This window comes from Neotabrizicola sp. VNH66 (genome assembly GCF_049445895.1).
Lineage (GTDB): Bacteria > Pseudomonadota > Alphaproteobacteria > Rhodobacterales > Rhodobacteraceae > Pseudogemmobacter.
In genome coordinates this window covers 80,787-87,066 of the sequence record NZ_JBMSDW010000018.1, presented here as the reverse complement: position 1 = coordinate 87,066, position 6,280 = coordinate 80,787, and the positions used below count along the sequence as shown (strand labels likewise).

The window sequence follows — 6,280 nt, the reverse complement described above, 5'->3', positions numbered from 1 at the left end:
TATCCCCGAACCGGGATCTGCTGCACCGCATCCCCCTTGAACGCGTCGCTGTAGTTGCTCGTCCCCATCTCGGCCTCCTTGCCTCAAAGCTAGGGCGCAAAGCGTCTACAAATCTAGGCGCACCTCATTTCATGGGCTGGGGGCTGCGCCATGCGCAGAACGTCATCGAACATTACGCCCGCCTTACCCCCGGCGAGTCTGATCGCATTCTTGAGGCCCTGACTGCGGCTAAACGGGGCGTAGCGTGAACAGATTTTCAAAACGCTGTTCAAAATGGACGCCCGAAAGGGCGGCGCGCTTCAGCTAAGTGTTTGAAAATATTTGGAGGCGGGTACCGGAATCGAACCGGTCTTCACGGATTTGCAATCCGCTGCGTAACCTCTCCGCCAACCCGCCGGAGCCTTGGCTTCATTAGGTTTTTCCGGGGGCATGGTCAAGCGCTTATCACTCCGGCCGTCACGCTCTTGTTCTGGCTCGGTTCTGTTCATTGCTGCGCCCCCTGCACCCGCGCGATCTGCCGTCCTTCGCCCGTATTGTTGCGGCCATCGCCTTGGCGGGATCAGCGGACCAGCACATGAAGCCACTGTCATCACGGCGCTGCCTTGGCGTTTTTGCAACCCTCTGAACCTGGACGGTTCCCTTCGCGCACCCATGCGGTTAGCCGGGTTTCATGAGCAAACCATCCCCCGTCGGCTCTTGCACGACGAACTGGTACAGCTGCTCTGCCTCGCCGCGCAAGCGCGGGTCGCAGCTGCCCTGGCTGGACCGGGGGCGACCTGGCTCGCGCTGCCTGATGGCATGCCCGGTCGGCCTGCGGTGTCCCCGGATGCCGCGATCCGGTTCTGCCTGACGATCGAGGATTTGTTCAGGCTGCCGTGAGGCAGACGACCGGCATGGTGGCCCGCCTGCTGAAACTTGCCGGCCTGGACCGGGACGTATCTGACGGCACCACCTTGTGCTGCCGACAGAAAACGCGCGCTGTCCAGACCGCTATCGGTGCTAGCACGGGCATCAAGGTCCTCGGCTGATCCGCTTGGCAGGCGCGCAAGCACGGCGTTCAGGGGCGTCGCCAAGGGCGCATGGTCCATCCGGCGATGGGGACCGCAACGTCAGGACATCCGCGCCGTCGCGTTTCCGTCCAGCAGCGATCGCGACAGTCCGTTCTTGGCAGAGGCGCTTGGCCAGATCCCTGGGCGCGAAAGGATCGGCACCGTGCCAGCCGACGGGGCCCAGGACAGCCGCCGCCACGCCGCGATCATCGACCGCCAGCCCGCACCAATCCTCCCGATCTGCAAGAACGGGCGTCCGTGGAAAGAAGATGGCCGCAATCGCAAGAAACGAAACCCTACGCGCCCCCCGGCGACACGGTAGGGCATTCTGGAAGCGCAGGCCCGGATACCACGTCCGAAGCCGGATCGAAGCAAAGATGCGTCGCCTCAAGGCGTTCGGTGAGCGCATCGCGGCAAGATATCCCGACAGTCAGACCGCAGAAACCCGGATCCGCGTCGCAGGGGTGAACCGCTGCAACGCATTCGGCAAAGCCGAGACAGTCCGTGTGGGCGGAGGATAACGGGGAAAGGGGGGCGTCACGCCTCAAACAGGAATTTCGCAACAAGGCCGATGCGCTTGAAAAGCGCTCACAAGAGGCTGGTTTATAAAAGGCCCGGTCGCGCCGCGGCCCTATGCGCTGCAACCGGGGCCTGTCGCCGGGTGGCTTAAGCCCGGCTAGCGGACAAGGGAGAGGATCACAAACCTTAGGCTCGATCTTCATTTAGCCGCTTCGGCAGGCGGTTCGGCGAACGCCAGGTTCGGATCGACCACGGATGCTCGAAGCTTGTCTGACATCGCTTCGGAATATGCGGTAGCTTTCAACTTGGACATGCCCGCCTCAAGCCTGCCAGCTTCGGCGCTTACTTCGGTCGCATGAAGCATCGCCTCGGGTCGTCCGGCGCGACGTGCTTAGCCATCCTGCTACGGTTTCTTGACCTACCGGTGATCGGGGCCGGCACTTTGGGTCTGCTCTACCCTCCGCTCCGCCACTGCCAGACCTTCCCGGAAATACCGCGCCGCAATGGGCTCTGCCCCTCATGCGTCTGTTGAAGGGCGAGGCCGGGAGTGATCTGGGGCGGGTATGGAAGGCACCGGCCGCACATCCACCGGAAGGCACCCCCTTGCCAGACGTGAAGGGTGCGGCAGAAATCCTTATCAGCTTCGGCTTGGCATAGCTTTCAGACACCCGCAGCTCATCAGCCCCGGCTGCTTTTCAGCGGCGGGGCTGTCTTTTTTCACGTGGCCGATTTTTCACGCCAAAATTGCTGCGCCGCCAATTCAGCGGTCGTTGTCGGGGGCGATGAACGGGCTTCCATCAAGGCCGGGCTGGATTGTCCTAACTGCCGAGTATTGTCATGCGGGCCGTGGAAATGGACCTCGCGCCGTCGCGCGGTCCGGTTTTCTGAGAGATCCCCCAACTTGCGCATCGAGCTGGAGGAGACTTGCGCCCCGCAATCCACCACGCGCCTCGGCACAGGGACGACTTCTACGGCGGATATAAGGGGGGCTGGTCTGACCGATGCCCTGTCGCGGATGCGCGAAAAGGGCGGGGGGCGGGCAGGAGCGGCTCAGTTATACTGGCTGGGCGATTGCGGCCACTGGTCCATGCCGGCCCAGTAGCGGCGCAAATCAACGCTGTTGCGCGGGTCGTCGGACAGCGCCTCGATCGCGGCGGCGATGGCATTGCCGCCGCCGAGCGTGGCGATCACCATGCCGCAATGATGCAGCCGGTGATAATCGGGGTCGCGGGCCAGCGAGGCATCGCTGGTGTCGGAAGCACGCTCACGCAGGCTTTCCAAGGCGCTGCCAGCTTCGCGGAAGGCGGCAAAAAGTTGTTGGTAGTGAAGGGTCATGACCTGCCTCGAAAGCTGAAGTCGAACCCTTGTCCAATAGCATTGCGGCGTAAATCGGGCAAAGTTGCGCCAATAAAGGGCGCGCAACGCTGCCGGCCCGCAACGGTCCCGCGCCGGCCGCCCTGGGCCGGCGCGGGAGGGGCGATTAGCTGAAGACCCGGGTCAGCGCGGTGTCGATGGCGCCGGTGATCTGGTCGATGTCATCGGCTGTGGCGATCAGCGCGGGCGAGAGGCAGAGCGTGTTATTCAGCCCCGGAAGCGAGCGGTTGGTGGCGCCGATGATCACCCCTTGGGCGAAGCATTCGGCCACCACGGCCTGCACCCGCTTTTCATCCATCGGCTCCTTGGTGCCGCGGTCGGTGACCAGCTCGGCGCCCAGGAACAGGCCCTTGCCGCGCACATCGCCGATGACCTTGTGCTTTTCCATCAGCCCCTGCAGGTTCGCAAGGCAGCGCTCGCCCATGCGGGCGGTGTTCTCGACCAGCCCCTCATCCTCGATGATCCGCATGTTCTCCAGCGCCGCCGCCGGCCCCGAGGTGCAGCCGCCGAAGGTGGAGATGTCGCGGAAATAGCTCATCGGATCGGCGGCATCGGCCTTGAAATACTCGAACACCCGCTCGGTCGTGACGGTGCAGGAGATGGCGGCGTAGCCGGAAGCCAGGCCCTTCGCCATGGTCACGAAATCGGGCTTGATGCCGTAATGCTGGTAGCCGAACCACTCGCCGGTGCGGCCCATGCCGCAGACGACCTCGTCGATATGCAGCAGGATGTCATATTTGCGGCAGATTTCCTGCACCCGCTCCCAATAGCCCTTGGGCGGGACGATGACGCCGCCGCCTGCGGTGATGGGCTCCAGCACGATGGCACCCACGGTGTCCGGGCCTTCGCGCAGGATCACCTCTTCGATGGCATCCGCGGCGCGTTCGCCGTAATTCTCCACATCCCATTGCTTGCGGTATTCAAGGCAATGCGGCACCCGGACAAAGCCGTCGGGGTAGGGGCCGTATTGCTCTGCCCGCTGATCCTGACCGGAGGTTGCCAGCGCCCCGATGGTGGTGCCGTGATAATCGCGGTCGCGGTACAGGATCTTCCACTTGCGGCCGCCATGATGCTTGTGCGCGATCTGGCGCACCATCTTGTAGACCTTCTCATTCGCCTCGGAGCCGGAGTTGGAATAGTAGACCCGGGTCAGCCCCGGCATCTTTTCCGCCAGTTTCTCGGCAAAGATTGCGCCGGGGACCGAGCCCGAGGCCCCGGCGAAATAGTTCATTTTCAGAAGCTGGTCATAGACCGCGCGGGCGATCGTTTCGCGCCCGTAGCCGACATTGACCGTCCAGACCCCGCCCGAGACGGCGTCCAGCATCTCGCGCCCCTTGGCGTCCCAGACGCGCATGCCCTTGCCTTCAACGATGACGCGAGGGTCGATGCTCTCAAACGCCTTGTGTTGCGTCAGATGGTGCCAGACATGGGCGCGGTCAGCCTCGACCACGCGCTCCATGTCGTTCATGCCCTGAAGGCCTTCCATGACTTATCCTTCCCTGCCGGAATGCTTTGGCCCACTATCGGCGAAAATCCGGGCGGGCCTTAGGTCCAGACGCGCCGCCGCTTTGGGGCCAGTTTGCATGCGGCCGTCCGTGGCTTGACTTTGCGGGGGCCACTGGCGTTGATGGCGCCAGATTTTCCTGTGGATGACTCCAGAATGGCAATCCCGGTCGAGGCCTTCTTTCTTGCCGCGGGGGGCGCGGGCACATTGCAAAGCCGCATCCGCGCGATGGTGACGGATGGCATCCTGTCGGGCCGGTTCCGGCCGGGGCAGAAGATGCCGTCCTCGCGCGCTTTGGCCGAACATCTGGGGGTCAGCCGCATCACCGTGACACTGGCCTATGGCGATCTTGTGTCGTCGGACTATCTGACGGCAAAGGGGCGGTCGGGCTACTATGTCTCGGACAATGCGCCGCGCGCGCCGGAATTCCCGAAGGCGCAGCGCCCGGCGGCCGAGGTGGATTTCGGCGCGCTCTCCGGTCACCGCTTCACCGGGGCCATGGCGGGTGTCGAACGGCCCGAGGATTGGGACCGCCACCCCTGGCCATTCGTCTATGGCCAGACCGATGCCACTTTGTTCGATCATCAGAACTGGCGGGCCTGTGCGCTGCGGGCGCTTGGGCGGCGGGATTTTCCGGCGCTGACCTCGGACTTCTACGAACGCGATGATCCCGCGCTGATCGAACAGGTTTTGCGGGTGATTCTGCCGCGGCGGGGGATCGCCGCCGGCGCGGATGAGGTGCTGCTGACCCTTGGCGCCACCAATGCTTTGTGGATCGCGGGGCAGGTCCTTCTGGGGCCGGGGCGGCGGGCGGTGGTGGAGAACCCCACCTATCCCGGTCTGCGCCGCATGCTGCAGGTGACCGGGACCGAGATCCTGCCGGTGGATGTGGACGAAGGCGGGTTGCCGCTCTTGTCCCGCCACGGCCGGATCGGGCAGGGCGATGTGGTTTTCGTCACCCCCAGCCACCAGTGCCCGACCAATGCCACCATGCCGCTGGACCGGCGGCTGGCGCTGCTGCAGGCGGCCAGCCGCGACGATTTCATTCTGGTCGAAGACGACTACGAATTCGAGATGAGCTTTCTGAAGCCGGTCTCACCCGCGTTGAAATCGCTCGATACCGCGGGGCGGGTGGTCTATGCCGGGTCGTTCTCCAAGTCGATCTTTCCCGGCATGCGGCTGGGCTATCTGGTGGGCCCGCCGGATTTCATCGCCGAAGCGCGGGCGCTGCGGTCGATGGTGCTGAAACATCCGCCGGGGCATATCCAGCGGACGGTGGCCTATTTTCTGGCCGAGGGGCATTATGACGCGCTGATCAACCGGATGCGCAACGCCTTTCGCCGCAGGCGGCAGGTGATGGAAGAGGCGATCCGCGACGCCGGGCTGACGGTGGCGGGGCAGGGCGGCTTTGGCGGGTCGTCCTTCTGGATGGCCGCGCCCGAGGGGGTGGATACTAGGCTGCTGGCCCGCGTGCTGAAGGGGGAAGGTGTGCTGATCGAGGCGGGGCACGGCTTCTTTGATCCGGCCCGCGCGCCGCAGAATTTCTATCGGCTCGCCTATTCCTCGATCCAGCCTGCCCGGATTCCCGAAGGCATTCAGCGCATTGCCCGTGCGCTGACCGCCGCACCGCGCGGCTAGACGGCTGTGCCGCAGCGGCGGATCGGCCAACCGGGCCGGGGCGGAGGCGGGCTAGGCGCGGCCAATGTCTGCCGCAGCAGATCGGCCCGCGCTTTCAGCCGCGCAATCTCGGCCGTCAGCCGGGCGAGTTCTTCGCGGCTGTCGGCAAAGGGATCATCGGGCAGATCGGTCATGGCAGCCTCCGGGTGGGATGGGG

Annotated in this window: 5 protein-coding genes, 1 tRNA gene and 2 pseudogenes; 3 read left to right on the top strand and 5 right to left on the bottom strand. The window is 64.5% G+C overall.

Features of this window, described 5'->3' with window-relative positions; genetic code table 11:
- Nucleotides 1-248, top strand: a pseudogene (locus ACO2Q5_RS19890) (hypothetical protein); the annotation flags it as partial.
- Between the two features lie 74 nt (nt 249-322).
- Here ACO2Q5_RS19890 and ACO2Q5_RS19885 read toward each other — a convergent pair.
- Nucleotides 323-396, bottom strand: a tRNA-Cys gene (locus ACO2Q5_RS19885).
- A gap of 274 nt (nt 397-670) precedes the next feature.
- Between ACO2Q5_RS19885 and ACO2Q5_RS19880 the strand changes: the two are divergent.
- Nucleotides 671-1,570: pseudogene (locus ACO2Q5_RS19880) on the top strand (IS5 family transposase).
- A gap of 197 nt (nt 1,571-1,767) precedes the next feature.
- Here ACO2Q5_RS19880 and ACO2Q5_RS19875 read toward each other — a convergent pair.
- The 3 genes from ACO2Q5_RS19875 to tpa form a co-directional block, all read right to left on the bottom strand.
- Nucleotides 1,768-1,932: a hypothetical protein gene (locus ACO2Q5_RS19875; RefSeq protein WP_423294275.1), complete on the bottom strand. Its 165-nt coding sequence runs from the start codon at nt 1,930-1,932 to the stop codon at nt 1,768-1,770.
- A gap of 686 nt (nt 1,933-2,618) precedes the next feature.
- The gene (locus tag ACO2Q5_RS19870) at nt 2,619-2,903 is read right to left on the bottom strand and encodes a hypothetical protein (RefSeq protein ID WP_423294273.1); all 285 of its coding nucleotides are present in this window, start codon (nt 2,901-2,903) and stop codon (nt 2,619-2,621) included.
- A gap of 145 nt (nt 2,904-3,048) precedes the next feature.
- Complete coding sequence (gene tpa / locus ACO2Q5_RS19865; protein WP_423294271.1) at nt 3,049-4,428, bottom strand: hypotaurine--pyruvate aminotransferase Tpa; 1,380 nt, start codon at nt 4,426-4,428, stop codon at nt 3,049-3,051.
- 174 nt (nt 4,429-4,602) lie between these two features.
- On the opposite strand from tpa, the gene ACO2Q5_RS19860 reads away from it, so the two are divergent.
- Nucleotides 4,603-6,084: a PLP-dependent aminotransferase family protein gene (locus tag ACO2Q5_RS19860; protein ID WP_423294269.1), complete on the top strand. Its 1,482-nt coding sequence runs from the start codon at nt 4,603-4,605 to the stop codon at nt 6,082-6,084.
- On the opposite strand, the gene ACO2Q5_RS19855 is transcribed toward ACO2Q5_RS19860, so the two are convergent.
- Nucleotides 6,081-6,257, bottom strand: coding sequence for a hypothetical protein (locus ACO2Q5_RS19855; RefSeq protein WP_423294267.1), 177 nt, complete (start codon nt 6,255-6,257; stop codon nt 6,081-6,083). The genes ACO2Q5_RS19860 and ACO2Q5_RS19855 overlap by 4 nt on opposite strands.
- Nucleotides 6,258-6,280: the final 23 nt, after the last annotated feature.

Coding starts and splice junctions, on each gene's coding strand:
- ACO2Q5_RS19875 (WP_423294275.1), bottom strand. CDS start 1,932: ATGCTTCATGCGACCGAAGTAAGCGCCGAAGCTGGCAGGCTTGAGGCG.
- ACO2Q5_RS19860 (WP_423294269.1), top strand. CDS start 4,603: ATGGCAATCCCGGTCGAGGCCTTCTTTCTTGCCGCGGGGGGCGCGGGC.
- ACO2Q5_RS19870 (WP_423294273.1), bottom strand. CDS start 2,903: ATGACCCTTCACTACCAACAACTTTTTGCCGCCTTCCGCGAAGCTGGC.
- ACO2Q5_RS19855 (WP_423294267.1), bottom strand. CDS start 6,257: ATGACCGATCTGCCCGATGATCCCTTTGCCGACAGCCGCGAAGAACTC.
- tpa (WP_423294271.1), bottom strand. CDS start 4,428: ATGGAAGGCCTTCAGGGCATGAACGACATGGAGCGCGTGGTCGAGGCT.